22 protein-coding genes are annotated in these 26,279 nt (G+C 72.0%); 8 read left to right on the top strand and 14 right to left on the bottom strand.

Annotated elements, in window-relative coordinates:
- Positions 1 to 8 precede the first annotated feature (8 nt).
- The 5 genes from ABIA36_RS01200 to ABIA36_RS01180 form a co-directional block, all read right to left on the bottom strand.
- The gene (locus ABIA36_RS01200) at positions 9 to 422 is read right to left on the bottom strand and encodes a molybdenum cofactor biosynthesis protein MoaE (RefSeq protein WP_369960422.1); all 414 of its coding nucleotides are present in this window, start codon (positions 420 to 422) and stop codon (positions 9 to 11) included.
- Entirely contained in the window at positions 419 to 1,537 is a 1,119-nt protein-coding gene (moaCB, locus tag ABIA36_RS01195; RefSeq protein WP_369960420.1) for a bifunctional molybdenum cofactor biosynthesis protein MoaC/MoaB, read from the bottom strand. The genes ABIA36_RS01200 and moaCB overlap by 4 nt, the downstream gene beginning before the upstream one ends.
- Positions 1,534 to 2,748: a gephyrin-like molybdotransferase Glp gene (glp, locus tag ABIA36_RS01190; protein ID WP_369960418.1), complete on the bottom strand. Its 1,215-nt coding sequence runs from the start codon at positions 2,746 to 2,748 to the stop codon at positions 1,534 to 1,536. Before glp ends, moaCB begins: the two co-directional genes overlap by 4 nt.
- Before the next feature lie 123 nt (positions 2,749 to 2,871).
- Positions 2,872 to 4,089, bottom strand: a complete 1,218-nt coding sequence (locus ABIA36_RS01185; RefSeq protein ID WP_369960416.1) for a ThiF family adenylyltransferase — start codon at positions 4,087 to 4,089, stop codon at positions 2,872 to 2,874.
- A 4-nt stretch (positions 4,090 to 4,093) separates the two neighbouring features.
- Positions 4,094 to 5,710, bottom strand: a complete 1,617-nt coding sequence (locus ABIA36_RS01180) for a molybdopterin-dependent oxidoreductase (protein ID WP_369960414.1) — start codon at positions 5,708 to 5,710, stop codon at positions 4,094 to 4,096.
- Between the two features lie 69 nt (positions 5,711 to 5,779).
- Between ABIA36_RS01180 and ABIA36_RS01175 the strand changes: the two genes are divergently transcribed.
- The 3 genes from ABIA36_RS01175 to ABIA36_RS01165 all read left to right on the top strand — a co-directional run bounded on the left by ABIA36_RS01175 (position 5,780) and on the right by ABIA36_RS01165 (position 10,048).
- Positions 5,780 to 8,335, top strand: a complete 2,556-nt coding sequence (locus tag ABIA36_RS01175; protein WP_369960412.1) for a DEAD/DEAH box helicase — start codon at positions 5,780 to 5,782, stop codon at positions 8,333 to 8,335.
- A 169-nt stretch (positions 8,336 to 8,504) separates the two neighbouring features.
- A complete protein-coding gene (locus tag ABIA36_RS01170) occupies positions 8,505 to 9,719 on the top strand; it encodes an anion permease (RefSeq protein WP_369960410.1) in 1,215 nt (404 codons plus the stop codon).
- Positions 9,716 to 10,048, top strand: a complete 333-nt coding sequence (locus ABIA36_RS01165) for a peptidase (RefSeq protein ID WP_369960408.1) — start codon at positions 9,716 to 9,718, stop codon at positions 10,046 to 10,048. The genes ABIA36_RS01170 and ABIA36_RS01165 overlap by 4 nt, the downstream gene beginning before the upstream one ends.
- 7 nt (positions 10,049 to 10,055) lie before the next feature.
- Here the strand turns inward: ABIA36_RS01165 and ABIA36_RS01160 are convergent, their stop codons facing one another.
- Genes ABIA36_RS01160 through ABIA36_RS01140 form a run of 5 tightly spaced genes read right to left on the bottom strand, consistent with a single transcriptional unit; the run spans position 10,056 to position 15,495 of the window.
- The gene (locus tag ABIA36_RS01160) at positions 10,056 to 10,799 is read right to left on the bottom strand and encodes a GolD/DthD family dehydrogenase (protein ID WP_369960406.1); all 744 of its coding nucleotides are present in this window, start codon (positions 10,797 to 10,799) and stop codon (positions 10,056 to 10,058) included.
- Complete coding sequence (locus ABIA36_RS01155) at positions 10,796 to 11,251, bottom strand: ribose-5-phosphate isomerase (RefSeq protein WP_369960404.1); 456 nt, start codon at positions 11,249 to 11,251, stop codon at positions 10,796 to 10,798. The genes ABIA36_RS01160 and ABIA36_RS01155 overlap by 4 nt, the downstream gene beginning before the upstream one ends.
- On the bottom strand, positions 11,248 to 13,026 hold the full coding sequence (locus ABIA36_RS01150; protein ID WP_369960402.1) for a dihydroxyacetone kinase family protein: 1,779 nt from the start codon (positions 13,024 to 13,026) through the stop codon (positions 11,248 to 11,250). The genes ABIA36_RS01155 and ABIA36_RS01150 overlap by 4 nt, the downstream gene beginning before the upstream one ends.
- Complete coding sequence (locus ABIA36_RS01145; RefSeq protein WP_369960400.1) at positions 13,023 to 14,345, bottom strand: RbtT/DalT/CsbX family MFS transporter; 1,323 nt, start codon at positions 14,343 to 14,345, stop codon at positions 13,023 to 13,025. The genes ABIA36_RS01150 and ABIA36_RS01145 overlap by 4 nt, the downstream gene beginning before the upstream one ends.
- A gap of 31 nt (positions 14,346 to 14,376) precedes the next feature.
- Positions 14,377 to 15,495, bottom strand: coding sequence for an alcohol dehydrogenase catalytic domain-containing protein (locus ABIA36_RS01140; protein ID WP_369960398.1), 1,119 nt, complete (start codon positions 15,493 to 15,495; stop codon positions 14,377 to 14,379).
- Between the two features lie 254 nt (positions 15,496 to 15,749).
- On the opposite strand from ABIA36_RS01140, the gene ABIA36_RS01135 reads away from it, so the two are divergent.
- Positions 15,750 to 16,709 (top strand): sugar-binding transcriptional regulator, encoded by a 960-nt coding sequence (locus ABIA36_RS01135; protein ID WP_369960395.1) that lies wholly within the window; start codon positions 15,750 to 15,752, stop codon positions 16,707 to 16,709.
- Between the two features lie 21 nt (positions 16,710 to 16,730).
- Here the strand turns inward: ABIA36_RS01135 and ABIA36_RS01130 are convergent, their stop codons facing one another.
- Positions 16,731 to 18,008, bottom strand: a complete 1,278-nt coding sequence (locus ABIA36_RS01130; RefSeq protein ID WP_369960393.1) for a uracil-xanthine permease family protein — start codon at positions 18,006 to 18,008, stop codon at positions 16,731 to 16,733.
- A gap of 149 nt (positions 18,009 to 18,157) precedes the next feature.
- On the opposite strand from ABIA36_RS01130, the gene ABIA36_RS01125 reads away from it, so the two are divergent.
- From ABIA36_RS01125 to ABIA36_RS01110, 4 genes are all read left to right on the top strand, one after another.
- Entirely contained in the window at positions 18,158 to 19,558 is a 1,401-nt protein-coding gene (locus ABIA36_RS01125) for an NCS2 family permease (protein WP_369962051.1), read from the top strand.
- A gap of 35 nt (positions 19,559 to 19,593) precedes the next feature.
- The gene (gene trmB / locus ABIA36_RS01120; RefSeq protein ID WP_369960391.1) at positions 19,594 to 20,277 is read left to right on the top strand and encodes a tRNA (guanosine(46)-N7)-methyltransferase TrmB; all 684 of its coding nucleotides are present in this window, start codon (positions 19,594 to 19,596) and stop codon (positions 20,275 to 20,277) included.
- Between the two features lie 24 nt (positions 20,278 to 20,301).
- Positions 20,302 to 21,726: an aldehyde dehydrogenase family protein gene (locus ABIA36_RS01115; RefSeq protein WP_369960389.1), complete on the top strand. Its 1,425-nt coding sequence runs from the start codon at positions 20,302 to 20,304 to the stop codon at positions 21,724 to 21,726.
- Between the two features lie 179 nt (positions 21,727 to 21,905).
- The gene (locus ABIA36_RS01110; RefSeq protein ID WP_369962050.1) at positions 21,906 to 23,474 is read left to right on the top strand and encodes an aspartate ammonia-lyase; all 1,569 of its coding nucleotides are present in this window, start codon (positions 21,906 to 21,908) and stop codon (positions 23,472 to 23,474) included.
- Between the two features lie 78 nt (positions 23,475 to 23,552).
- Here the strand turns inward: ABIA36_RS01110 and ABIA36_RS01105 are convergent, their stop codons facing one another.
- The 3 genes from ABIA36_RS01105 to ABIA36_RS01095 all read right to left on the bottom strand — a co-directional run bounded on the left by ABIA36_RS01105 (position 23,553) and on the right by ABIA36_RS01095 (position 26,257).
- Positions 23,553 to 24,458 carry an alpha/beta fold hydrolase gene (locus tag ABIA36_RS01105; protein ID WP_369960387.1) on the bottom strand — a complete coding sequence of 302 codons (906 nt, stop codon included), beginning with the start codon at positions 24,456 to 24,458 and terminating at the stop codon, positions 23,553 to 23,555.
- A 64-nt stretch (positions 24,459 to 24,522) separates the two neighbouring features.
- Positions 24,523 to 25,398 carry a fumarylacetoacetate hydrolase family protein gene (locus tag ABIA36_RS01100; protein WP_369960385.1) on the bottom strand — a complete coding sequence of 292 codons (876 nt, stop codon included), beginning with the start codon at positions 25,396 to 25,398 and terminating at the stop codon, positions 24,523 to 24,525.
- Positions 25,399 to 25,492: 94 nt separating this feature from the next.
- Positions 25,493 to 26,257, bottom strand: coding sequence for a glycosyltransferase family 2 protein (locus tag ABIA36_RS01095; RefSeq protein ID WP_369960383.1), 765 nt, complete (start codon positions 26,255 to 26,257; stop codon positions 25,493 to 25,495).
- Positions 26,258 to 26,279 lie beyond the last annotated feature (22 nt).

Genomic DNA, 26,279 nt, shown 5'->3' with positions numbered 1-26,279 from the left:
GTTGCGGGTCAGAGCCCGACCCACTCCGAGGCGCCGTCGCCGAAGTGCTGGCGCTTCCAGATCGGCACCTCCGCCTTGATCCGCTCGACCAGTTCGGCGCACGCGGCGAACGCCTCCGCCCGATGCGGGGCCGCGACCGAGGCGACGAGCGCGAGGTCGCCGATGGTCAGCGAGCCGACCCGGTGCACCGCGGCGACGCGCAGCCCGGTGCGCTCGGCGACGTCCTCGCAGCAGCGCCGGAGGAACTCGGCGGCTTCGGGATGCGCGCGGTAGTCGAGCGAGACGACCGAGCGGCCGCCGTCGTGGTCGCGCACGATGCCCTGGAACGACACGACCGCCCCGGCCTCCCGGCGCCAGACGAACTCGTCCAGCGTGGACGGGTCGAGCGGCCGGTCGGAGATGTCGGCGAAGACGGCGCTCATCGGCGTTCTCCGTGGTGGCTGGGCTCTCCGGCGTGGCCGCGCTCACCGTCGTGGCCGCGTTCTCCGTCGTGGCCGCGGTCGCTGTCGCCGCGGAGCTGGTCGAGGAGGTGGGCCAGCACGTCGTCCAGGACGGCGAGCCCGTCGGCCACGCCGCCGCGGGAGCCGGGGAGGTTCACGATCAGCGTGCGGCCGGCGACGCCCGCCCGGCCGCGGCTCAGCGCGGCGAGCGGGGTGGAGGCCGCGCCTCTGGCCCGCAGCGCGTCGGCGAGCCCGGGCAGCTCCCGGTCGAGCACCGCGGCGGTGGCCTCCGGGGTGCGGTCGTCGGAGGCGACGCCGGTGCCGCCCGTGGTGAGGACGACGGCGGGGCGCTCGGCGACGGCGGCCTTCAGCGCGGGCGCGATGTCGGCGTCCGCCACGACGCGCACCTCGGCTTGGAGGCCGTGGGCGTCGAGCCAGGACGCGATGACCGGGCCGGTGGTGTCGGCCGCTGCGCCAGCCGCGGCGCGGGTGGAGGCCACGAGGACGACGGCGGCGGTGGTGGGTGCTGCGGTGGTGAGTGCGGAGGGGTTGGATGCAGAGGTGGCGGATGCAGTGCTCGCGGAGTCGCGCTCTGGCGCCGCCGGCACGGGATCAGCCTCGCCCTCCCGCCGCCACTGCCCGCGTTTCCCGCCGCTCTTCGCCACCAGCCGCACCTCGGTCAGGCTCGCCGCCGGGTCCACCGCCTTCACCATGTCGTGCAACGTCAGCCCCGCCACGGCCACCGCGGTCAGCGCCTCCATCTCCACGCCGGTGCGGCCGTGCGTGCGCGCGACCGCCTCGATCGCGATCGACCCCGACGTCTCGTCGAGCGCGAAGTCCACGCGGAGCGAGTTCAGCGGAAGCAGGTGGCAGAGCGGGATGAGGTCGCTGGTGCGCTTGCCGCCGGCGATCCCCGCGATCCGGGCGGTCGCGAGCACGTCGGCCTTCGGGAGGTCGTCCGCGGCGACCAGGCGCACCACCTCGGGTGTCGTCACCAGCCGGCCCCGGGCGACGGCCTCCCGGTCGGTCTCCGGTTTCGCGCCGACGTCGACCATGCGGGCGCGGCCGTCGGCGTCCAGGTGGGTGAGCTCGCTCATAGGGTCCAGACTGTCACGTCCGAGCCCGACTCGACGGCCTCCACCTCCGGGGGCAGGTCGATGAGCACGTCCGCGGTGGCCATCGCCGCGACGAGGTGCGAGCTCGGCCCGGACACCGGCGCCACGCCGTCCTCGCAGACCCGGCCGCGCAGGAACTGCCGCTTGCCCGGCACCGAGCGCACCGACTCGGCCAGTCGTTCGCGCCGGAGTGGCAGCGGCGGCAGCCCGGCAGCGTCCCGCAGCGGCCCACGCAGGAACACGGCGAACGACACCTGCGTGCTCACCGGGTTGCCCGGGAAGCACAGCACCGGTACACCGTCGATGACCGCCGTCGCCTGGGGGCCGCCCGGCTGCATCGCAACCGTGGTGACCTCCGCGCCGCGCGGCAGGAGCACCTCCCGCACCACCTCGTAGGCGCCCTTCGAGATGCCGCCGGAGGTGACGACCAGATCGGACGAGGCGACCGCCGCGTCGAACACGCGCGCGAACGCCGCAGGGTCGTCGCTGCTGCTTGCCCGCAGCGACACGACGGCTCCGGACTCCTCGACCAGCGCGGCGAGGGCGACACCGTTGGCGTCGAAGACCTGCCCGAACCGCACGCCGCGGCCGGGCGCCGCGAGCTCCGAGCCGGTGGTCAGGACGGCGACCCGCAGCCGCGCCCGCACCGCCACCGAGCTGACGCCCGCCGCCGCGAGCGCCGCCAGGTGCCGGGCCGCCAGCCGGGTGCCGGCCTTCACGAGCACGTCGCCGCGCTCCAGGTCGCTGCCGCGCTCCCGCACGAACTCGCCGCGCTTCCGCGAGCGCCGGATCTCGACCACCGCGCCGGCCAGGTCGTCGTCCCTGCCGAGGACGAGCTCGGTGTCCTCCACCGGCACGATCGCGTCCGCGCCGCTCGGCACCGGGGCGCCGGTCATGATCCGGATGGCCGTGCCCGGCGTCAGCGTCAGCGGCACCTCGTGGCCGGCCGGGACGTCGCCGGTGACCTCGAGCGCGACCGGCACGCGGGAGATGTCGGCCGCGCGCACCGCGTAGCCGTCCATCTGGGAGTTGCGGAACAGCGGGAGGTCGACCTCCGACCGGACGTCCGCCGCGGCGACGCGCCCGGCGGCGTCGGTGAGCGGGACGGTCTCCACGTCCGGCTCCGCGGACAGCGGCTCCAGCAACCGCTTGACGTGCTCGACGTGCTCCTCGACGCTGCGCGGTGGGGTCATGGCTTCAGTATCCCGCGCGGCCCCTGACCATGCGAGGCCCGGCCGCCACAGGGGTCGCAACACGCCGCTCTGCCGGCGGCGATACGGCGTGTTGCGACCCCTGTTGCTGTCAGTCGCGGGGAGTCAGTAGCGGGGGAGGGAGGGGTCGACCTCGCGCGACCAGGCGTCCAGGCCGCCCACCAGCACCACGCCGGGGGCGCCGGCGGCCTCCAGCAGCGTCCGCGCGGTCTCCGCACGGATGCCGTGGTGGCAGATGATCACCAGCGGGTCGTCGCCCAGCCGCGCGGCCACGCCGGGCGCATCGCGCACCACCACGTCGAGCGGCACCAGCAGCGAGCCGGGCAGCTCGGCGATGTCCGCCTCCCAGGGCTCGCGCACGTCGAGGAGGATGTGCGGCTGTCCCGCGGCCAGGCGCGCAGCCAGGTCGGCCGGCGAGACGGTGGTGGCCGCCGCCGACGGCGCCTCCGCCCCCGCCACTACCTCTGCGGAGGACACCCCGCAGAACAGCTCATAGTCGATCAGCTCCGTCACCGGCGCCGCCTGAGGATCGGCCGCGTACGGCAGCTCCCGGAACGTCCCGCGCAGCCCGTCGTGCACCACGACCCGCCCGAGCAGGAGGTCGCCTTCCCCGGTCACGACCTTGGTCGCCTCGCTCGCCATCAGCGACCCGATCACCCCGCACACGCTGGGCAGCACGCCCGCCTCCGCGCAGCTCGGCACGCTGCCGGGCTCCGGAGGTACCGGGAACAGGTCGCGGTAGTGCGGCCCGTGCGCCGCCCAGCTCAGCCCGACCTGGCCGCCGAACCGGTGCACCGCACCCCAGACGACGGGTACGCCCGCCAAGAGCGCCGCGTCGTCCACCAGGTACCGGGTGGGGAAGTTGTCGCTGCCGTCGAGCACGAGGTCGAAGCCGTCGAGGATGCTCAGCGCGTTCTCCGAGGTGAGGCGCTCTGGGAACACCCGCACCTCGATCCCCGCGTCGATGGCGTGGATGGCGTCGGCCGCCGACGCGGTCTTCGGCCGCCCGAGGTCGCGCTCGCGGTGGATGGTCTGCCGCGGGAGGTTGCTGAGCTCCACGCTGTCGTCGTCCACGATCCCGATCGTCCCGAACCCGGCCCCCGCCAGCAGCGGCAGCACGGCGGAGCCGAGGCCGCCCGCGCCGACCACGAGCACCCGAGCGGCCCGGAGGCGGCGCTGGGCGACCTCCCCGAAGCCCGGGAGCTGAACGGTGCGTGCGTAGCGGGCGCGCTGCTCCGACGGCAGTACGGGCCCGGGCGCGACCAGCGGCGCGGGGCGATCGGGGACGGGGCGATCGGGGGCGGTGCGATCGGGGGCGGGCATGGCGCTAGCTAACCACCGTCACGCCGATGGTGTGCAATCCGGTCGCGCCGTCGGGTACGACGTCCTGCACCTTGGCGGTCTGCACCGTGCCGTGCGCATCGGTGGCGCGCACCTTGATGGTGTGCGCGCCGGGCGTCGCGTCCCACGCGTACTTCCACTGCCGCCAGGTGTCGGCCGAGATGGCGTCGGCGAGGGTGGCCTCCTGCCAGGCGCCGCCGTCGACCTGCACGTGCACGGCGCTGACGCCGACGTGCTGCGACCAGGCGACGCCCGCCACAGCGACCGTGCCCGCCTTGACCTGGTGGCCGTCCGAGGGCACGTCGATGCGCGACTCCAGCTTGACCGGGCCGCGCTCCGACCAGCCGCGGTCGGTCCAGTACGAGGTCGCCTTGTCGAAGCGCGTCACGTTCAGCTCGACCACCCACTTCGTCGCCGAGACGTAGCCGTACAGCCCGGGGACGACCATCCGTACCGGGTAGCCGTGCTCCAGGGGGAGCGGCTGGCCGTTCATCCCGACGGCCAGGATGGCGTTGCGGCCGTCGGTGAGCGCCTCGAGCGGGGTTCCGGCCGTCCAGCCGTCCTGGCTGCGGGAGAGCACCATGTCCGCGTCGGCGGACGGCTTGGCCCGGGCGAGCAGGTGGCGGATCGGGTAGCCGAGCCATTTCGCGTTGCTGATCAGGTCGCCGCCGACCTCGTTGGAGACGCAGGTGAGCGTGGTGATGGACTCCTCCAGCGGCAGGGCGAGGAGCTCGGCGAAGGTCAGCTCGACCTCCTTCTCGACCATCCCGGTGATCCGCAGCCGCCAGGCCGACGGGTCGATGCCGGGGATCTGCAGCGCGGTGTCGATGCGGTAGAAGTCGGCGTTCGGGGTGATGATCGGCGCCAGGCCCGGGAGGTCGAACGACGCCCCGGCCGGGACGGGCGGGGCCGCGACGGCGGGCTTCGGCAGGTGGAAGGCGGCGCGCGCGGCCGAGGCGGCACGGTAGCCGGTGGCGATCGCCTGGCCCACGATCGTCGCGACGACGCCCGCCGCGGCGGTCGCAGCGGTCGCCGTGACGAAGTGCCGCCGGGAGACCTCCCCCTCCGGGGCGATCCGGGTCGGCCGGGTGCCGCGCAGCAGGTCGGCCAGCCAGCCGAGGATCAGGATGGCGACCAACGCCGCGAGCGCCGAGGGCACGACGTTGACGATCGAGGATCCCGCGCGGGTGAGCGCGGCGAGCACGCCCAGCGCTCCGCCCACGCCGATCAGGATGCGGCCGAGCGGGGGCCGCCGCAGCTCCAGCCAGCCCGCCAGCGCGCCCCCGATGAGGAGCACGACCGCGAGGGAGGAGATGAGGAACGCCTTGTCGCCGGTCCCGAACACGCCGATCACGGCGTTCTTCAGCCAGGCGGGGGTGAGATCGATGACGAGCGCGCCGACGACCAGGATCGGGCTGCCGTCCTGTACGAAGAACGCGCTCAGCAGCTCGGCGGCGCCGACCCCGGCCACGACGCTCGCGGCGCCCACGGCGGCGGAGCGCCAGAACGAGCCTGCCCGCGCCGGCTCCGTGCCGCGTGCCGACCCGGCAGCCTCCGGCGACCCTTCGGGCCGGGCCGGCCCCGCAGACACAGGCGATCCCATAGCGGAAGGATAAGCGCGCGATCCGGTGGATATGCCGAGCATCCCCGCGCTGTGACAGGCTTGGGCCCTATGGCCTCCCTGCGCGTCGACGACCTCCCCGGCTGGGCCGGCCCCGGCTCCGTGAGCGAGGACGCCGTCTACGAGGCGTTCGTCGCCTGGGCCGAGTCCACCGGCATCACCCTCTACCCGGCGCAGGACGAGTCGCTGATCGAGATCGTCGGCGGCGCGAACCTCATCCTCTCGACGCCGACCGGGACGGGGAAGTCGCTCGTCGCCGTCGGCGCGCACTTCGCGGCGCTGGCCCGCGGCGAGCGCAGCTTCTACACCGCGCCGATCAAGGCGCTGGTGTCCGAGAAGTTCTTCGCCCTGGTCGACATCTTCGGCGCCGAGAACGTCGGGATGATGACCGGCGACTCCGCGGTGAACGCCGACGCGCCGATCATCTGCTGCACCGCCGAGATCCTCGCCAACCTCGCCCTCCGGCAAGGGGAGGACACCCCGGTCGGCCAGGTCGTCATGGACGAGTTCCACTTCTACTCCGACCCGGACCGCGGCTGGGCGTGGCAGGTGCCGCTGCTGGTGCTGAACCGCGCCCAGTTCGTGCTCATGTCGGCGACCCTCGGCGACGTGACGGCGCTCGCCGCCGACCTCTCCCGCCGCACCGGCCGGGAGACCGCGGTGGTCACCGGCGTCGAGCGTCCGGTCCCGCTGCACTACTACTACGAGCTGTCGCCCATCCATGACACCGTCGAGGACCTCCTGCACACCGGCCAGGCGCCGATCTACATCGTGCACTTCTCGCAGCTCGCCGCCCTGGAGCGGGCGCAAGCGCTCTCCAGCGCCAAGATCGCGAGCCGTGAGCAGCGCGACGCGATCGCCGAGCTGATCGGGGAGTTCCGGTTCACCACGTCCTTCGGGCGCACCCTCTCCCGGCTGCTGCGGCAGGGGATCGGCGTCCACCACGCCGGGATGCTGCCCAAGTACCGCCGGCTGGTCGAGCAGCTCGCCCAGCGCGGCATGCTGCGGGTGATCTCCGGCACGGACACGCTCGGTGTCGGCATCAACGTCCCCATCCGCACCGTGCTGCTGACCGCGCTGACCAAGTTCGACGGCACCCGGATGCGGCAGCTCAACGCCCGCGAGTTCCACCAGATCGCCGGGCGCGCGGGCCGCGCGGGCTACGACACCGCGGGGACCGTCGTCGTCCAGGCCCCCGAGCACGAGAGCGAGAACCTCAAGGCGCTCGAGAAAGCCGGCGACGACCCCAAGAAACGTCGCAAGATCGTGCGCAAGAAGGCGCCGGAGGGCTTCGTCTCCTGGGGCGAGCCGTCCTTCCGCAAACTCGTGGAGGCCGAGCCGGAGACGCTCACCTCCTCGATGCAGATCACCAGTGCCATGCTCATCAACGTCATCGGCCGCGGCGGCGACGTCTTCGCCCACGTCCGCGACCTCGTCTTCGACAACCACGAGCCGTGGAAGCGCCAGCTCGCCCTCGCCCGCCGCGCGCTCGGCCTCCACCGCTCGCTGCTGACCGCCGGGGTCGTGGAGGTCGTGGACGGCGAGATCCGCCTCACCGTCGACCTCCAGCCCAACTTCGCACTCAACCAGCCGTTGTCGCCGTTCGCGCTCGCCGCATTCGAGCTGTTCGACGTCGAGTCGCCCGGCTACGCGCTCGACATCGTCTCGGTGGTCGAGGCCACGCTGGACGACCCGCGCCCGGTGCTCTCCGCGCAGCAGTTCCAGGCCCGCGGCGAGGCCGTGGCGGCGATGAAGGCCGACGGTGTCGAGTACGACGAGCGGATGGAGGTGCTGGAGACCGTCACGCACCCCAAGCCGCACGACGAGCTGCTGCACGAGGCGTTCGCGACCTACGCCTCCAGCCAGCCCTGGGTGGCCGACTTCGAGCTGCGCCCGAAGTCGGTGGTCCGCGACCTCTACGAGCGGGCGATGACCTTCGGCGAGTTCATCGCCTTCTACAAGCTCGCCCGCTCCGAGGGCGTCGTGCTGCGCTACCTCTCCGACGCCTACCGTGCCCTGAACCAGACCGTGCCGCTCGACCTCCGCACCGAGGAGCTGCGCGACATCGTGGAGTGGCTCGGCGAGCTCGTCCGCCAGGTCGACTCCAGCCTCCTCGACGAGTGGGAGGAGCTGGTGCATCCGGACGCCGCCCGGCACGCCGCCGAGAGCACCGAGCTCGCCCCGCCCGCGCCGCGCAACGTCACCACCAACCGCCGCGCCTTCTTCGTGCTCGTGCGCAACGAGCTGTTCCGGCGCGTCCAGCTCGCCGCGCTCGACCGCGTCCAGGAGCTCGGCGCGCTCGAGAACGAGGCGGCGGCGCTCGCCGAGGCGTCCGCGCCGTCGTTCACCGAGCTGCAGTGGGACGAGGCGCTGGATGCCTACTACGCCGAGCACGACGAGATCCTCACCGACGCGTCGGCGCGCGCCGCGAGCATGATCGTCGTGGACGAGACGCCCGCCGCGGCGGAGGGCCTCTGGAGGGTGCGCCAGATCCTCGCCGATCCCGCGGGCGACCACGACTGGGGGATCGCCGCGGAGGTGCTGCTGGCGGACTCCGCCCGCGCAGGCGTCGCGGTCGTGCGGGTGACGGCGGTCGACCGGCTGTGACCGCTCGTGCCGGTCGTTCCGGCCGCTCGCCGCAGCCCTCCCGCGAAGGTTTGACGTGCGCGAGACGGCCGTGAAAGCATGTCCTCGGCCGCTTAACAGCGCCAGGCATCCCGCATGAACGTCCGGTGAACTCCCGCCGGCCGTCCGTCTCCACACGAGAAAGAAGCCGGTGGATCTCACCCTCATCATCGTGCTGGTCATCGCGCTGGCCCTCTTCTTCGACTTCACCAACGGGTTCCACGACACCGCGAACGCCATGGCGACACCGATCGCGACCGGCGCCATGCGGCCCAAGGTGGCGGTCGCGCTCGCCGCGGTCCTGAACCTCGTCGGAGCGTTCCTCTCGACGGAGGTCGCCAAGACCATCTCCGGCGGCATCATCAACGAGGGTTCGGGCGGCGTCCTGATCTCGCCGGAGCTGATCTTCGCCGGCCTGGTCGGCGCGATCGTCTGGAACATGGTGACCTGGCTCTACGGCCTGCCGTCCTCCTCCAGCCACGCGCTGTTCGGCGGCCTGATCGGCGCGGCGATCGTCGGAGCCGGGTTCGCGTCCGTGAACTTCCCGACCGTCGTGCAGAAGGTCGTCCTCCCCGCGGTCATCGCGCCGTTCACCGCCGGCGTGGTCGCGTGGGCGGCGACCAAGCTCGCGTACTGGATCACCCGGCGCTACGACGGCCGCCCGGACGGCCGAGGCGGCTTCCGCTACGGCCAGATCTTCTCGTCCTCGCTCGTGGCCCTCTCGCACGGCACGAACGACGCGCAGAAAACCATGGGCGTGATCACCTTGCTGCTGATCTCCGCGAACCTGCTGCCCGCCGGCAGCGGGCCGCCGCTCTGGGTGGTCGTCGCGTGCGCGCTCGCCATCGCGGTCGGCACCTACTCCGGCGGCTGGCGCATCATCCGCACCCTCGGCCGCGGCCTCACCGAGGTGAAGCCCGCGCAGGGTTTCGCCGCCGAGACCAGCACGGCCGCGACGATCCTGGCCTCCAGCCACCTCGGCTTCGCGCTCTCCACCACCCAGGTCGCCTCCGGCTCGGTGATCGGCTCCGGCCTCGGCCGCCGCGGCGCTTCGGTGCGCTGGGGCACCGCCGGCCGGATCGCGATCGGCTGGGTGCTGACGCTGCCCGCCGCGGGTGTGGTCGGCGCTCTCGCCGCGTTCCTCGGCCTGCTCGGCCCGATCGGCATCCTCATCGACACCGTGGTCGCCGTCGTCGTCATCACGTTCATCTTCTGGCGCTCGCGCCGCAACCGGGTGTCCAGCGCCAATGCGGTCGCACCGGTCCCCGTCCAGGGCCAGAGCGATGTCGCCGCGTCCGGCCGCGTGGTGAAGATCAAGAAGGTCAAGCCGCTCACGAAGGAACGCTCCGGAAGGAACCCCGCATGAGCGCCGTGCTGCAGTTCGTCTCGGTCTTCGTCGCGTCGCTGATCGGCGCGTGCGTGGTCGTCGGCTTCTACGCGCTCGGCACCCGGCTGCTCGCAGTGGCCGGCCGAGCGCTGTTCGTCGAGCCGGCGGAGTTCACCGACGCCATCACGGTCATCACGCCCGAGCAGGCGGCGAAAGCCCAGAAGAAGGCCGAGAAGGCCCGGCGCAAGAGCCCGCTCAGCGACGGCCGCAAGCGCGCCGCGCTGACCGGCGCCTACGCGTGCTTCGCACTGTGCGGGGCGGCGGTGCTGTACGGGTTGTACCTGATCATCCCGTACTTCCACGCCTGATCGCGGGCTAGATGGAGGAGTAGCCGCCGTCGATCAGGATGTTCTCGCCGGTGACCATGCCCGCCTCGTCGGAGGCCAGGTAGCCGATCAGCGCTGCGACCTCTTCCGGCTGAGCGAACCGGCGGGCCGGGATGCGCGCCCGCAGTTCGTCGCCCTTCGTGCCCTTCCACGCCTCCCGGCCGAGCGGGGTCTCCACCACGGTCGGCGAGACGGCGTTGACGGTGACGCCGTGCGGCGCCCACTCCAGGGACAGGACGCGGGTCATCCCGAGCAGGCCGGCCTTGCTCGCGCAGTAGGCGACGTGCTCGTCCAGGCCCACGACGCTCGCCTGGGAGGCCAGGTTGACGATGCGGCCGAAGCCGGCGGTCACCATCCGCGCACCCGCGGCCTGCGCCATCCGGAAGCTCGCGGTCAGGTTGACGGCCAGCGTGGCGTCCCAATCGGCGCTCGTCGTCGCGAGCGCGGGGGAGAGGCGGGCGATGCCGGCGGAGTTGACCAGGATGTGCGGCGTCCCGGCCTCCGCCTGGATGCGGGCGACGGCCGTCTCTGCGGCTCCCGGCTCGGTGAGGTCGGCGACGACCGGGAGGTGCCCGGCGCCCGGCAGCCCGGCGAGCGCGCCGGCGACGCTCTCGCTGAGGTCAACGCCGGCCACGGTGGCGCCGCGCTCGGCGAACCAGCCGGCGACGGCGAGACCGATGCCGCTCGCGGCGCCGGTGACGATCGCGATCCGTCCCTCGAACGTGCCGCTCATCGCTCCAGCTCTCCGATCAGCTCGACCTTGCGGGCCGAGGGGCTCGCCGGGTCGAAGCGGTAGCCCAGCCACTCCTTCACGAGGCGGCGGGCCAGCTCCGTACCGATCACGCGCTGGCCGAGGCACAGCACCTGGGCGTCGTTGGAGAGCACCGACCGCTCGACCGAGTAGGAGTCGTGGGCGGTGACGGCGCGGACGCCGGCGACCTTGTTGGCCGCGATGGCGACGCCGAGCCCGGTGCCGCACACCAGCAGCGCGCGGTCGGCCTCGCCGGACGCGACTAGCCCGGCGGCGGCTGCCGCGACCGCGGGGTAGGCGGTGTGGCCGTCGCGGTCCACGCCGACGTCCACGAGCGAGGCGACGAGGGGGTGAGCCTCCAGGTCGTCGCGGAGGGTCTCCTTGAGCGTGAAGCCGGCGTCATCGCTGCCGATCACGACCCGTAGTGCGGTCATGGTGTCGTCCTTTCGGTCCGGTGGTCGTTCTTCGGCCGCTCGCTGCGCGCCAGCACCTCGCCGCGCGCCAGCAGATCCCCCAGCGCGCCCGCGATCAGGGCGAGGGAGGTCGCGCCGGCGTCCGGCGTGCCCACCGACTTGTCGGCGAGCGGCCGGGCACGGCCGCGCTTCGGGCGCAGCGCGGAGGTCGCGGACGCGGCGGCGGACGCGGAACGCGCGGCGTCCCGCCACGCGTCCGCGAGCGGCGCGCCGGCGGCGAGCCGGGCGGCCAGCCCGTCGCGGAAGGGCAGCAGTGCGTCCACGAGCGTCTTGTCGCCGGGCTCCGCGCGGCCGAGGGCGAGGATCGCGTCGGTGAAGGCGCCGACCGCCGTGGCCGCGCTGTGGTCGGGGAACGCGGCGGAGGTGTCGTCGAGTGTCGCGCCCGCAGCCTCCAGGGCCGCGCCCCAGAGAACGCCGGAGGTCCCGCCCGCCTGTTCGGCCCACGCGCGTCCGCCGGCGGCGAGCGCCGCTCCCGCTCCGGCGCCACGCTCGGCTGCGCGCTCGATCGCGGTCGTGGCCGCCTCGGCGCCGCGCAGCATCCCGCGGCCGTGGTCGCCGTCGCCGGCGACCGCGTCGATCGCGCCGAGCTCGTCCTCCCGGTCGCGCAGCAGTTCGCGCACGAGCCCCGCAGCGTGGGCGACGCTCGCGGCCAGCGCCGCGGAGGCGGGGGACGGCACGACGAACGCGTAGGCGTCGTCCGTCACCGCGTCGTCCGCCTCGGCGGCCGATGCCCGGGTCGCGGCGAGTGGTGCGGCCTGCTTGCGGTAGGCGGGAGCGTAGGCGTCCGCCCGCCAGAACTGCTCCAGTTCGTCGTCCAGCCAGGTGAGCGTCAGCGAGCAGCCGCCCATGTCGAGGCTCGTGACGAGTTCGCCGACCTCCGGCTCGACGACCTCCAGCCCGGCGGCCTCCAGCAGGGGGAGCACACGTGCCCAGAGCAGGAACAGCTCCTCGTACTTGGTGGTGCCGAGGCCGTTGAGGATCGCGCCGACCCGCGCGGGCCCCGTGCGCGGGGCCGCCTCCAGCACCCCGGCCACGAGCAGCTCCGCGAGGCCGGTCGCCGTGGGCATCGCGACGTCGCGGATGCCGGGCTCGCCGTGGATGCCGAGGCCGAGCCCCAGCATCCCCGGCTCGACCCGGAAGAGCGGTTCGCGCGCACCGGGCATGGTGCAGCCCGAGAACGCGACGCCGAGCGTGCGCGTCGCGGCGTTGGCCGCCCGGCCCGCGCGCTCCACGGCGTCGAGGTCCAGACCCGCGGCCGCGGCGGCGCCGAGTGCCTTGAAGACCACGAAGTCGCCCGCGATCCCGCGCCGGTCGTCCTCGGCGGGAGCGGACGCCACGTCGTCGGTCACCAGGACGATGCGGGTGTCGATGCCCTCTGCGCGCAGCCGCTCGGCGGCGATCCCGAAATTCATCACGTCGCCCGCATAGTTGCCGAAGGTCAGCACGACGCCGCGGCCGCGGTGGGCGGCCTTCGCGACGGAGTACACGTGCGCCGCCGACGGCGAGGTGAAGATGTTGCCGACCACGGCGCCCGTGGCGAAGCCCGGGCCGACGAGGCCCGCGAAGGCCGGGTAGTGGCCGGAGCCGCCGCCGACCACGACGGCGACGGTCGGCGTGCCGGCGGCCCGGCCGACGACGCCGCCGGGGACGCGGCGCAACCGGTCGCCGTAGAGCGCGACGAAGCCGTCGAGCTGGTCCTCCGCGAAGTCGGCGGGGACGTCGGCGATGCGGGTCATCGGACGCCCTCCAGCGCGGCCTCGACGGCCGGCTCGTCCTCGGCGTGCTGGTTCACCTTCAGGAAGCCGATCATCGCGAACGCGCAGGCGTACAGGGCGACGAAGGCCCACACCACGCCGACCGCACCGGCCAGGGGGAACACCAGGGCGACCACGCCGCTGCCGAGGAACGTCGCCCCACCGGCCGCGGTCGTGTACATGGCCATCGCCGCGCCCTTCTGCTTCGGAGCGAGCGCCGGCATGATCGCTCCCATCGGCACGAAGCCGGCGAGCATGATGCCGAAGACGGTGCCCGCGATCGTCGCGACGACGAAGCCCCAGTCGCTGCCGGCCGGCACCCAGTGCGGCACGTACCACCACAGCAGGAGGCCGATGGAGGACCCGACGATGCCGAACCAGCGCACCGTCCGGCCCCAGCCCATGCGGTCGCCGATCGCGCCGAACACCGCGTTGAAGGCGATGTTGCCCGCGAAGATCACCACCGTCATGATCAGCCAGCGGCTCTGCCCCCAGCCGAGCTGGTCGGCCATGACGGCGGGGAGCACGATGAACATCCCGAACTCCGGCGCGGTGTTGATGAGCCGGATGAGGAAACCCATCAGCACCTTCGGGTTGCGAGCGGTGAGCACGATCCCGGAGGTGAGCACCCGCGCGGCCGAGTCGGTCGGCGACGCGAGCCGGCGCGAGCCGTGCGGCTCCCGCACGCCGAAGTTCGCGATGGCCCAGCCGACGAGCACGAGCGTCGCGGAGGCGAGCATGGTCAGCGTCTCGCCGCCCGCCCCGCCGCCGAACGCCGGGATGGCGAAGACCGCGAAGAGCGATCCGAGCGTCGGCAGGCCGCCGGTGAACATGACGTAGAACCAGCCGACCGCGGTGCCGTTGCGCTTCTTCGGGACGATCTGGTTGATCCAGACCAGGAACGCGAAGGCGAAGAACGGGAAGCCGAAGCCGCGCAGGAAATAGCTGACGAACAGCAGCGGCACGCTCCCGATCGAGAGCGAGAACAGGAACGCCCCCTCGAACACGACCCACAGGATCATGCCGAGCGTCATCACGCGCCGCGGGCCCCACAGGTCGGCGAGCGCCCCGGACAGGTACGACGCGATCAGCACGGCCAGGCTGTACATGGCGATGATCTGCGCGACGATGGCGAACTTGTCCTCGCCGAGCGCGTGCGTCATGTGCGGGGACAGGAAGTTGGACTCGACCCCGTTGCCCGTCATGAAGACGAGGACGCCGAGGAAGCCCCAGCGCAGGGGGTGGGGGATGCCGATCCGGTCGAGGAAGGTCTCGCGGACGGGTGGTGCGGTGGTGGTCATCAGGAACTCCGGTGATGGTGGGGCGGCTGCCTCACGGCAGGATGGTGACCTTGATGGAGGCGCCTGCGGTGTCGCCGACCAGGTCGAGGGCGCTCTGGAAGTCGGCGAGCGGGAACTGGTGCGTGCAGATCTCGTCCATCGGGAGCACGCCGGATTCGAGGAGCTCGATCGCGGCGGGCCAGCAGCCGGGACCGAGGTGGGCGCCGCGGACGTCGAGCTCCTTGTCGTCGCTGATGATCGACCAGTCGACCGCCACGTCGGAGCCGAAGACCGAGTACTCGACGTACGTGCCGAGCTTGCGGAGCAGGTTGAGGCCCTGGCCGACCGCCGAGGGGTGGCCGGTGGCCTCGATGTAGACGTCCGCGCCGTAGCCGTCGGTGAGCGCCTTGACGCGGGCGACCGCGTCCTCCTTCGTGATGTTGATCGTGAGGTCGGCGCCGCATTTGCGAGCGAGCTCCAGCTTGTCGTCGCTCATGTCGAGCGCGATGACCGTCAGCGGGTTCTTCTGGCGGACGCCCGCGATGGCGCCGAGGCCGATCGGGCCGGCGCCGGCCACGACCACCACGTCGCCGAACTGGATGGTGGCCCGCTCCACCGCGTGCATCGCGCACGAGAGCGGCTCCGCGTAGGCGGCGTGCTGCGGCGCCAGGTCGGAGGAGACCGGGTGCGTCAGCGCGCGCGGCGGGACAAGGGCGTACTCGGCCATCGCGCCGTCGAACTCCTTGAAGCCGAACATCGCGTGCGGCGCGCACATCCAGTACTGGCCGCGCTCGCAGTACCGGCACTCGCCGCACGGGACGATCTGCTCGCACGCGACGCGGTCCCCGACCGCCACTCCGCGCCGGGCCAGCGTCGCCGGGTCGCCGGCGACGACGCGCCCGACGAACTCGTGGCCGGGGATGCGGCCGGTCTGCGCCCAGGCGGGGCGGTTCTCGTCGCCCCAGAACTTGGGGGCGCCGTGGTAGCACTTGAGGTCGGACGCGCAGACGCCGACGGCCTCCACCCGCAGCAGCAGCTCACCGGCGCCCGGCCGGGGGACGGGGACGGTCTCCAGCCGGTAGTCCTCCGGACCGTGGACGACGACGGCGGTCATGGTCTCGGGAAGCGGTGCGCCGGTGCGCGCCTCGGTTTCGGACAGCGATGTGGACATGACCCTCCTCGGGATCGGTTGGTGAGGCGTGTTCGTGCAGGGCCCCGCACTCGACGCCAGTGCGGTCGTAGCCGGGGGTGTGGATGAGCTGCGCGGTCGTTCTTTCGCCGATTCGTGGACAGCCTACGGGTGTGAGAACGAATGTGCAAGAACATTTGTTCACGCCTGACCGGGCGGGTCGCTGCCACCGACGGCGACCCCGTGCAATAGCCTGCGATAGAGCAGCCGTCTCCCCGACCCCGGCTGCGCAGCGCATGACCTCTCTCCCGCCTGGCTCGGCCAGCAGATTCCCCCTCGACACGCTGTACGGCGCTGCGCACATGTACTACCTGGAGGATGCGACCCAATCGGAGATCGCGGGCCGGCTCGGTGTGTCGCGGCCGACCGTCAGCCGCCTCCTGGCCGAGGCCCGGCGCATCGGGCTGGTGCGCATCGAGATCGTCAATCCTCGTGAGCCGGAACTCGACGCTCTGGCGTCGCGGCTGCGCGACGTCCTCGGCATCGATCGGGTCTGGATCGCACCGGGGGACCAGTCGGGGAACCTGCGCACCGGACTCACCGCGCAGGTCGCGGTCGCGCTCGCCGAGATGGAGCTGGCTCCCGGCGACGGGCTGCTGATCGCCTCCGGTAACACGCTGTACGAGGTGGCCAGGGGCCCGCTTCCGAGTCTCCCCGGCGTCGTCCTGATCCCGACGGTCGGCGGGGTGGCCGAGCCGGAGCCCTGGCACCAGCCCAACGAGATCGTGCGATCGATGGCCGAGCGCACCAACGCGCGCCCGGTCTTCCTGTTCGCGGAGGCGATGCCGTCCGCCCCGCTCTACGAGCGGTTGCTGGACGACCCGTCCTTCCAGCGTGTGCAGGAGCTCTGGGCGGGGGCGAAGGGCGCCCTGCTGGGTGTGGGCGCGCCACCGCTCTCCCGCGGGTCGATCTCGCGCTCCGTGCCGTTGGACGACGAGCAGATGTACCGCGCCGTTGGCGACGTCGCCCTCAACTTCTTCGACATCGAGGGAGAGCCCGTGGAGTTCGAAGGCAGTGACCGCATGGTGCGTCCGCCGCGCGACGTCCTCCGCGCCATCCCGCATACGGTCGGGATCGCGGTCGGAGCGGGCAAGGCGGTCAGCATCCGCGGCGCCGTCCGCGCCGGTCTCATCGGCGCGCTCATCACCGACGAGCGCACTGCGGGCGAGCTCATCGAGCTGTCCGGTCGGCGCTGAGGGCGCCGTCGGGCGTTGCCGCTACGCGGTCCCGCGGACCCGCGCGATCGAGTTCATCACGTGGTACACGACGATGGCCGCGATGGCGCCGAGCGCGATCCCGTTGAAGGTCAGCTGACCGAGGTTCAGCGTGAAGTCGCCGATGCCGATGATGAGGGCGGTCGCCGCGGTGAACTGGTTGACCGGCTTGGAGAAGTCGACCTTGTTGTCCAGCCAGATCTTCACGCCGATCACGCCGATCAGGCCGTACAGCGCGGTGGTCACGCCGCCCAGCACGCCGGCCGGGATGGTGTTGATGACCGCGCCGACCTTGGGGGAGAGGCCGAGCAGGACGGCGACGATGCCGGCCACCCAGTACGCCGCCGTCGAGTAGACGCGGGTCGCGGCCATGACGCCGATGTTCTCGCCGTAGGTGGTGGTGCCGGAGCCGCCGAAGAAGCCGGCGATGGTCGTCGCGAGACCGTCCGCGAACAGGGCACGGCCGGTGAGCTTGTTGACCGCAGGGTCGGTGAGCTGCGCCACACCGCGGATGTGGCCGACGTTCTCGGCGATCAGCACGAGCACGACCGGGAGGAACGCGGGCAGGATGCCCCAGGTGGAGGCCGCGTCCGTGAACGGGTTCGCGGGGAAGGTGAAGTGCGGGAGGCCGATCCACGCCGCCTTGTCGATCTTGCTGAAGTCGACCTGGCCGGAGAGCGCCGCGAAGACGTACCCGACGATCACGCCGAGGAAGATCGAGAGCCTCCCCAGCATCCCCTTGAAGAGCACCGTGCAGAGGATGACCGCGGCGAGCGTCACGAGCGCGGTGACCGGCGCCTGCATGAAGTTGTTCTTGGCGGCCGGCGCGAGGTTGAAGCCGATCAGCGCCACGATGGCGCCGGCGACGATCGGCGGCATCAGCCCGTCGATCCACTTCGTGCCGGTGGCGACCACGATCAGGCCGACGACGGCGAGCAGGAGGCCGGTGACGACGATGCCGAACAGCGCGGACGGCATCCCGTGCGCCTTGGTCGCCGCGACGATCGGCACGATGAACGCGAACGACGATCCGAGGTAGCTGGGCAGCTTGTTGCGCGTGACCAGCAGGAACAGCATCGTCCCGACGCCCGAGAACAGCAGCGTGGTGCTCGGCGGGAAGCCGGTGAGCAGCGGCACCAGGAAGGTCGCGCCGAACATCGCGACGACGTGCTGCGCACCGAGCCCGATCGTCCGGGGCCAGGTCAGCCGCTCGCCGGGGAGCACCACCTCGCGTGCTCCGACCTTCTTACCGTCGCCGTGCAGCTTCCAGGGCAGAGCCATGCGTGTCCTTATCGTGTCGGGAGGGGAATTAGGCTGGTACTGCGCTGTGACATCGCCACGAATGCGCCACGAACCAAACCCAACCGATACTACGGGAGACCACCATTTCCGCTTCGACTTCCACGCCGACGCCGACCGTCAAGGGGCGCCTGGACCGGTTCTTCGAGATCACGTCACGCGGCACCACCTGGGCCACGGAGATCCGCGGCGGCCTGCTGACCTTCGTGACCATGGCGTACATCGTCATCCTCAACCCGATCATCCTGAGCTCGGCGCCCGATGTGTCCGGTCACACGCTGGGCTTCGAGCAGGTCGGCGCCGTCACCGCGCTGAGCGCCGGCGTCATGACCGTGCTGTTCGGTCTGGTCGCCCGGCTGCCGTTCGCCTTCGCCGCCGGCCTCGGCATCAACTCGTTCCTCGCGGTGAACGTCGTCAAGGTGCTCACCTGGCAGGAGGCGATGGGCCTCGTCGTCATCAACGGCCTGATCATCGTCCTGCTCGCCGCGACCGGCCTCCGCCGCCTGATCTTCAACGCCGTCCCGCCGCAGCTCAAGACCGCCATCACCGTCGGCATCGGCCTCTTCATCGCCTTCATCGGCTTCGTCGACAGCGGTTTCGTGCGCAGCACCAAGACGGCGTCGCCGCCTGTGCAGCTCGGCGAGGCGGGCTCCATCGCCACGCTTCCCACGCTGGTGTTCCTGCTCGCGCTGGTCATCATGGGTGTGCTCATGGCGCGCAAGGTGAAGGGCGCGCTCCTGATCGGCATCGTCGCGGCGACCGCTGTCGCCATCATTATCGAGGCGATCTTCCACCTCGGTTCCTCCGCGAAGAACCCGAACGGCTGGAACCTCTCGGTCCCCGCCCTGCCCACCTCGTTCGTCTCGGTGCCGAACCTCAGCCTCGTCGGGCAGTTCGACCTGTTCGGCTCGTTCGCGCGGATCGGCGGTCTCGCCGCGATCATGCTCGTCTTCACGCTGGTCTTCACGAACTTCTTCGACGCGATGGGGTCGATGACGGGTCTTGCCCGCAGCGCCGGCCTCGCGAACGAGGACGGCACGTTCCCGCGCCTGCAGTCCGCGCTCATCGTGGAGGGTGTCGGCGCGGTCGTCGGAGGTGGCACGTCGGCGTCGTCCAACACCGTGTTCGTCGAGTCGGCCTCCGGCATCGGCGAAGGCGCGAAGACGGGATTCGCCAGCGTCATCACGGGTGTGCTGTTCCTGCTCGCGATGTTCTTCACGCCGCTGACGAGCGTCGTCCCGAGCGAGGTGGCGGCCGCGGCGCTCGTCATCGTGGGTGCGCTCATGGTCGTGCAGATCCGCCACATCGACTTCCACGAGTTCTCCAGCACGCTGCCGGTCTTCCTGACGATCATCGTCATGCCGCTGACCTACTCGATCGCGAACGGCATCGGCGTCGGCTTCATCTCCTGGGTGCTCGTCCGGTCGCTCTCCGGCAAGGCGCGCGAGATCAGCCCGCTGCTCTGGATCGTCGCGGCCGGCTTCCTGGTGTACTTCGCGCGCGGCCCCATCGAGACCCTGCTGCCGCACTGATCGGCGACGCCGGCGCGGCCTGCGAGAATGGAAGGATGGAACCGTCCCCCCTCGTCAGGCCGCGCAGCTTCGTCATCCGCGGCAGGAAGACCGAAGCCCAGCAGCGGGCGATCGACGAGTTCTGGCCGGTCTTCGGCGTGGACTTCGACGGCTCGCCGCTCGACCTGGACGCGATCTTCGGGCGCACCGCGCCCCGCGTGGTCGAGATCGGCTTCGGCAACGGCGAGAACCTGCTCGCCCTCGCCGCACGGCACCCCGAGAAGGACTTCCTGGGGGTGGAGGTGCACGGCGCCGGCGTCGGCCGGGTGCTCGCGGCCGCGCACGAGCAGGGGCTCACGAACGTCCGCGTGGTCCGGCACGACGCGGTGGAGGTCTTCGAGCAGGGGCTCGGCGCCGCCGGCGTGGACGAAGTGCTCATCTTCTTCCCTGACCCGTGGCCCAAAGCACGCCACCACCGCCGCCGGCTCGTGCAGCCCGACGTCGTCCGGCTCATCGTCGCCGCGCTGAAGCCGACCGGTGTGCTCCGGCTCGCGACCGACTGGGAGCCCTACGCCGAGCACATGATCGACGTGCTGGACGCCGAGGCCGCCCTGGTGAACGTCGCCGGACCCGGCGGCTTCATCCCGCGGCCCGACGACCGGCCGGCGACGAAGTTCGAGCGTCGCGGCGAGCGGCTCGGGCACGCGATCTTCGACCTGGAGTATCGGCCGCGCGCGTGAAGCCGCGCGTGTGATGATGGGCGCATGACCTCCGAGTCCGCGCTCACGTCCGGCACCGTCGCCGGCGACAGCATCCCGCACACCGTCTCGACCCTGCGCGCCACGTTCGACAGCGGCCGGACCAAGCCGCTCGCGTGGCGGCTCGCCCAGCTCGCCGCCCTCCGTCGGATGCTGACTGAGCGCGCCTCCGAGTTCGAGGACGCCCTGCGGGAGGACCTGGCCAAGAACCCGACCGAGTCGCAGATCGCCGAGGTCGGCTTCGTCGTCGGCGAGATCGACCACATGCGCCGCAACCTCCGACGCTGGCTACGGCCCCGTCGGGTCGCCGTCCCCGGCGCCCTGATGCCCGCGCGGGCGCGGGTCGTGCTGGAGCCGGTCGGCGTCGTGCTCGTGATCGCCCCCTGGAACTACCCGGTGCAGCTCCTGCTGGCTCCGCTCGTCGGAGCGCTGGCCGCCGGCAATGCGGTCGTGCTGAAGCCGAGCGAGCTCGCGCCGGCCACCTCGGCCGCGATGGCGCGGCTCGTCCCGCAGTACCTGGACCGGTCGGCCGTCGCCGTCGTGGAGGGCGGCGTCGCGGAGACCACCGAACTGCTCGCCCAGCGCTGGGACCACATCTTCTTCACCGGCAACGGGCGCGTCGGCCGCATCGTCGCGGCGGCCGCGGCGGAGCACCTGACGCCGGTCACCCTGGAGCTCGGCGGCAAGTCCCCGGTGTACGTGGACGACTCCGTCGACCCGGCCGCGGCGGCGCGGCGGATCGCCTGGGGCAAGTTCATGAACGCGGGCCAGACCTGCGTCGCCCCCGACTACATCCTGGCCACGAAGGCGGTCTCCGACCGGCTCGCCGCCGAGCTCGGGAACGCCGTGCGCGCGCTCTACGGCGACGACCCGGCGGACAGCCCCGACTACGGGCGGATCGTCAACGACCGGCAGTTCGCCCGGCTCACCGGGCTGCTCGGCTCCGGGACGACCGCGGTCGGCGGTCAGTCGGAGGCGGCCTCCCGCTACCTCGCCCCGACCGTGCTCGTCGACGTGCCGCGCGACTCCGCGGTCATGGGGGAGGAGATCTTCGGCCCGGTGCTCCCGATCGTCGCGGTCGACGGGCTGGACGACGCGATCGCGTTCATCCGCGCCGGCGACAAGCCGCTGGCCCTCTACGTCTTCAGCGAGCGCCGCGAGGTACGCCGTCGCTTCCTCACCCAGACCAGCTCCGGGGCGGTCGGCTTCGGCGTGCCGGCCGCGCACCTCGCGGTGGGCGGCCTCCCGTTCGGCGGCGTGGGGGAGAGCGGCTCCGGCGCGTACCACGGCCGCCGTTCGCTGGAGACCTTCAGCCACGAGAAGGCCGTGCTGTCGAAGGCGCTGGCGCCCGACACGCTCCAGCTCATCTACCCGCCGTACACCGAGGGAAAGGACCGGTTCGCCCGCGGATTGCTGCGCAAACTCGGCTGAGCGGAAGCCCTCTCGACACGCTGTCGAACAGCGTCCGGGATACCGGACGAAGTGTCCATCGCCCGTGCAGGTGCCAGGGGTAGGCTCGGCTGTGCCGGGTGCCACGAACGGCCGGCAAACCCCGAAAAGCCAACGCACAACGAGAGGCAATGGAGCCAAGCGTGGATTCCACAGCAACGATGGACGAACCGAAGACTCACCCCATCCCGGTCGTCGACCCGGCCACCGGCAGCACGGTCGTCGACGCGTCCGAGAACGTCTCCGACGTCCCGACCCCCAGCGCCGAGGGCCGACCCACCCGCATCGAGACCGACTCCCTGGGCAGCAGGGAGATCCCGGCCGACGCCTACTGGGGCGTGCACACCTCGCGCGCCCTCGAGAACTTCCCGATCGCCAAGCGGCCGATCTCCGTCTACCCCGACCTGATCGTCGCCCTGGCCGACGTCAAGCAGGCCGCGGCGCGCGCCAACCTCGAGATCGGCGTGCTGGACAAGCACAAGGCCGACCTGATCGACCGGGCCTGCCAGCTCATCATCGACGGCAAGTTCCACGACCAGTTCGTCGTCGGCGTCATGCAGGGCGGCGCGGGCACCTCCACGAACATGAACGCCAACGAGGTCATCGCGAACATCGCGCTCGAGCTCGACGGCCACCCCAAGGGCGACTACGCGCACATCCACCCGATCGACGATGTGAACCGCAGCCAGAGCACGAACGACACCTACCCGACCGCGATCAAGATCGCGCTCACGTTCGCGCTGGGCCATCTGCTCGACGAGCTCGCCCTGCTGCGCGACTCGTTCGCCGCCAAGGGCCGCGAGTTCCGCCACATCCTCAAGGTCGGCCGCACCCAGCTCCAGGACGCCGTGCCGATGACGCTCGGCCAGGAGTTCCACGGCTTCGCGACCACCCTCACCGAGGACCACGCCCGGCTCACCGAGAGCAAGTGGCTTCTCGCCGAGATCAACCTGGGCGCCACCGCGATCGGCACCGGCATCACCGCCGACCCCGGCTACGCTGCGGCGGCGGTCAAGCACCTCAACCTGATCACGGGCCTCAACCTGGAGACCGCGCCCGACCTCATCGAGTCGACCAGCGACGCCGGCGCCTTCATGTCGTTCTCGGGGGCGCTCAAGCGCAGCGCCATCAAGCTGTCGAAGATCTGCAACGACCTGCGACTGCTCTCGTCCGGCCCGCAGGCCGGCCTCGGCGAGATCAACCTCCCGCCGCGCCAGGCCGGGTCGTCGATCATGCCAGGCAAGGTCAACCCGGTCATCCCGGAGGTCGTCAACCAGGTCGCGTTCTCCGTGGCCGGCGCCGACGTCACCGTGACCATGGCGGCCGAGGGCGGCCAGCTCCAGCTCAACGCGTTCGAGCCGGTCATCGCGCACTCGCTGCTGCAGAGCATCACCTGGATGGCACAGGCCTTCCACACGCTGCGCGTCAACTGCGTCGACGGCATCACCGCCAACGAGGAGCGCCTCGGCGCCATGGTCGGCTCGTCGGTCGGCGTCATCACGGCCCTCACCCCGCACATCGGCTACGCCGCCGCGGCAGCGCTCGCCAAGTCGGCGCTGCTGACCGGCCACAACGTCGCCGACCTGGTCGTGGACGCCAAGCTGATGAGTCGCGAGGAGGTCACTCGCCTGCTGTCGCCCGCTCGCCTGAGCGGCCTCGAGGCGATCACCACCTCGATCCCGGTCGTCGAGGCCGAGGCCATCGAGAAGGCCGAGAAGGCCCGCGAGTAACCGCGGACCAAACGACTTGGCAGGACATGCCGCGTGGGCGGTCGCCGACGCGGCGTGTTCTGCCAGGTCGTTGGCGGGCTAGTTCTCAGCGGAGCGGAAGAGGGCGATCATGTCCCGGCCGAGCTGGTTCGGAGCGGTCTCGCACGGGCTGTGGCCGGTGCGGTAGACGGCGAGCCGGGCACCGAGGGCCTTCGCGTTCGCGGCGTGCAGGTGCGTCGGCCACAGGTCGTGGTCGCCCGTCGCCACCAGCACCGGCAGGCCGATCGCCGCGACCTGCTCGCGCACGTCGGGCACGTGCTTCATCAGGCCCACGATGTCGTCCACGCTCGACCGCCGGGTGAGCGCGAACCGGGAGCGGACGAACGCCAGCCGGGTCGGCCCGACCTTGTTCTTGTTGGTGACGATGCCCCAGATCATCAGGCCGGCGCCCTGCCGCCCGTTCAGGAACCAGCTCAGCCAGCCGATGACCCGGACGCTCCGGAACGCCTGGCCGGGCTCCGGTGGCGAGGTCAGCAGCGTCAGCGTCCGGAACAATTCTGGGTGCCGCACGAGCGCGAGCTCGGCGAGGATGCCGGCGAACGAGTAGCCGAGGACGTGCGCGGGGTCGCCGTCGCGCAGGAACGCGACCAGATCGGCCACGAGCAGGTCGTAGGTGTAGTGCTGCCCCTCCGCGGGCCCGGCCGCCGCCGACTCGTATTGGCCGGCCAGGTCGTAGCTCTGCACGTAGTACCCGGCCGCGACCAGGATCGGCGCGAGCAGGAAGAAGTCCTCCTTGGAGCCGGTGGCGCCGGGGACCAGCACGACGCGCGGGTCGGCGGGGTCGCCGAGCGCGACGACGGCGAGCTCGCCGCTGGGCGCGCGGAAGCTGGAGAAGGTCGCGCCGACGGGCGCGATCGACCAGTCGATGTCGGGGAGGACCGCGTCGAGACGGGCCGCCTCGTCGTCTCCGCCCGAGAGCCCGGGCCGCCGCTCGCCGATCGACATGCTCTCACGCTAGCCGACAGGGCCGACTAATGCAGGTAATGCCCGTAATGGCCGGCAGCAGGCCTCAGGTGACGCGGCAGTACGTCGTCAGGTAGCCGATCCCGCCGATCGAGACCGTCACGGTCGAGCGGTCGTGCAGGAACACCGGGGGAGTGCGCGAGTAGCCGGCGCCGCCCGGGCTGCCCGTGGAGATCAGCGTGCCGGGCAGGATCGTGGCCGACCGGGACAGGAACTCGATGATCTCGGCGACCGAGCGCACCATGTCGGCAGTGGACGCGTCCTGCAGGATCGCGCCGTCCACGTTCGTGGTGAGCCAGAGGTCCTGCGGGTCGGCGATCTCGTCGGCCGTGACGACCACCGGGCCGTTGGGCGTGAAGCCGTCGAACGACTTGCAGCGCGACCACTGCGCCTCCGAGAACTGGAGGTCGCGGGCGGTGATGTCGTTGACGACCGTGTAGCCCCACACGTAGTCGAGGGCGTCGCGCACGGAGACGTTGCGCGCGGGCTTGCCGATGATGACGCCGAGCTCGGCCTCGTAGTCGACCTGGGTGGTGAGGTCCTCCGGCCAGCTCGTGGTGCCGCCGTGTCCGGCGAGGGAGTTGGGCCAGAGCGAGAACACGGTCGCCGCCTTCTCGCTGCGCAGCTTCAGCTCGGAGGCGTGCGCGGCGTAGTTGGCGCCGATCGCGATCACCTGCGGCGGCCGCAGCACGGCCGAGGCGTGCCGCAGCTCGTGCACGGGGACGAGCGGCGCGCCGGCGGCGACGGCCTCGTCGACGAGGGCGCGCACCTGGGTCAGGGTCGCGTCGCCGCGCTCGATGAGGTCTTGGAGGTCGCGGGGCGCGTCGGTCAGGAGCTCGTCGAGGAAGAGCGCGCCGTCTCCGATGACGGCTGCCAGGCGCGGGTGCGAGTCCGGAGTGGTGCTGAGGTGCGAGAATCTCACACTGTCCAACCTATCGGTCGGGAGCCCGCCGACACGAACCGGGACGGGCGCCGAGAGCGCCCACAACGCGCAGAACCCGCGCGCGCCGGGCCGCTCAGGCGATCGCGCCCGGCGCCTCCTCCGTGTGCTCGGCCTCCCACCGCCGCCGTGCGGCACGCCGGCGCCAGGGGGTCTCCTCCGGCAGGTGCATGCGCAGCGTGCCGAACGCCCAGCGGATGCGCCGCCCGAAGCCCCGCCAGGTCGAGAACGGCCGCGACGAGATGCCGACCAGCAGTCGTTCGTCGTAGCGCACGACCACCCCGGGGTCGAGGTGGATGGCGAGGTCGAGGTCGTCGTGCACTTCGCGCAGGTCGCGGTGCACGCGCCCGCGGACCTCCCGCCAGACCTCGCGGCGCATCGCGAAGTTGGAGCCGAAGATCGGCGGGTGACCGAGCCAGATCTCCATCGACCAGAAGTAGCCGCCGATGTAGAGGAGCTGGCCGAGCCCGGCGACGAACGTGTTGCCGTCGTAGAAGACGCCGGGGCCGGTGAGCACGCCGATCGACGGATCGTCCACGAACTCGGCCTCGATGTGCAGCAGCCAGTCGACGGGAGGCCGGGAGTCGGCGTCCAGCCGCGCGACGATGTCGGCGCTTGCGGCGTCGTACCCGGTGGCGGCCGCGGGGAAGATCCCCCGGACCGGCTGCTCCAGCACGCGGGCGCCGCCGGCCCGGGCGACGGCCGCGGTGTCGTCGGAGCTGCCGTTGTCCACGACGATGATCTCATCCGCCGGACGGAGCTGAGCGGCCAGGTCGGAGAGGCAGCGGGCCAGCATCTCGGCGTCGTCGAGCGCGGGGATCACGACGGCGATCGAGGGCACGAGAGCGCTCCCTCCTCGACCG

This window comes from Leifsonia sp. EB34 (assembly GCF_041260585.1).
GTDB lineage: Bacteria > Actinomycetota > Actinomycetes > Actinomycetales > Microbacteriaceae > Leifsonia.
This window is presented reverse-complemented; position numbering and strand designations above follow the sequence as displayed.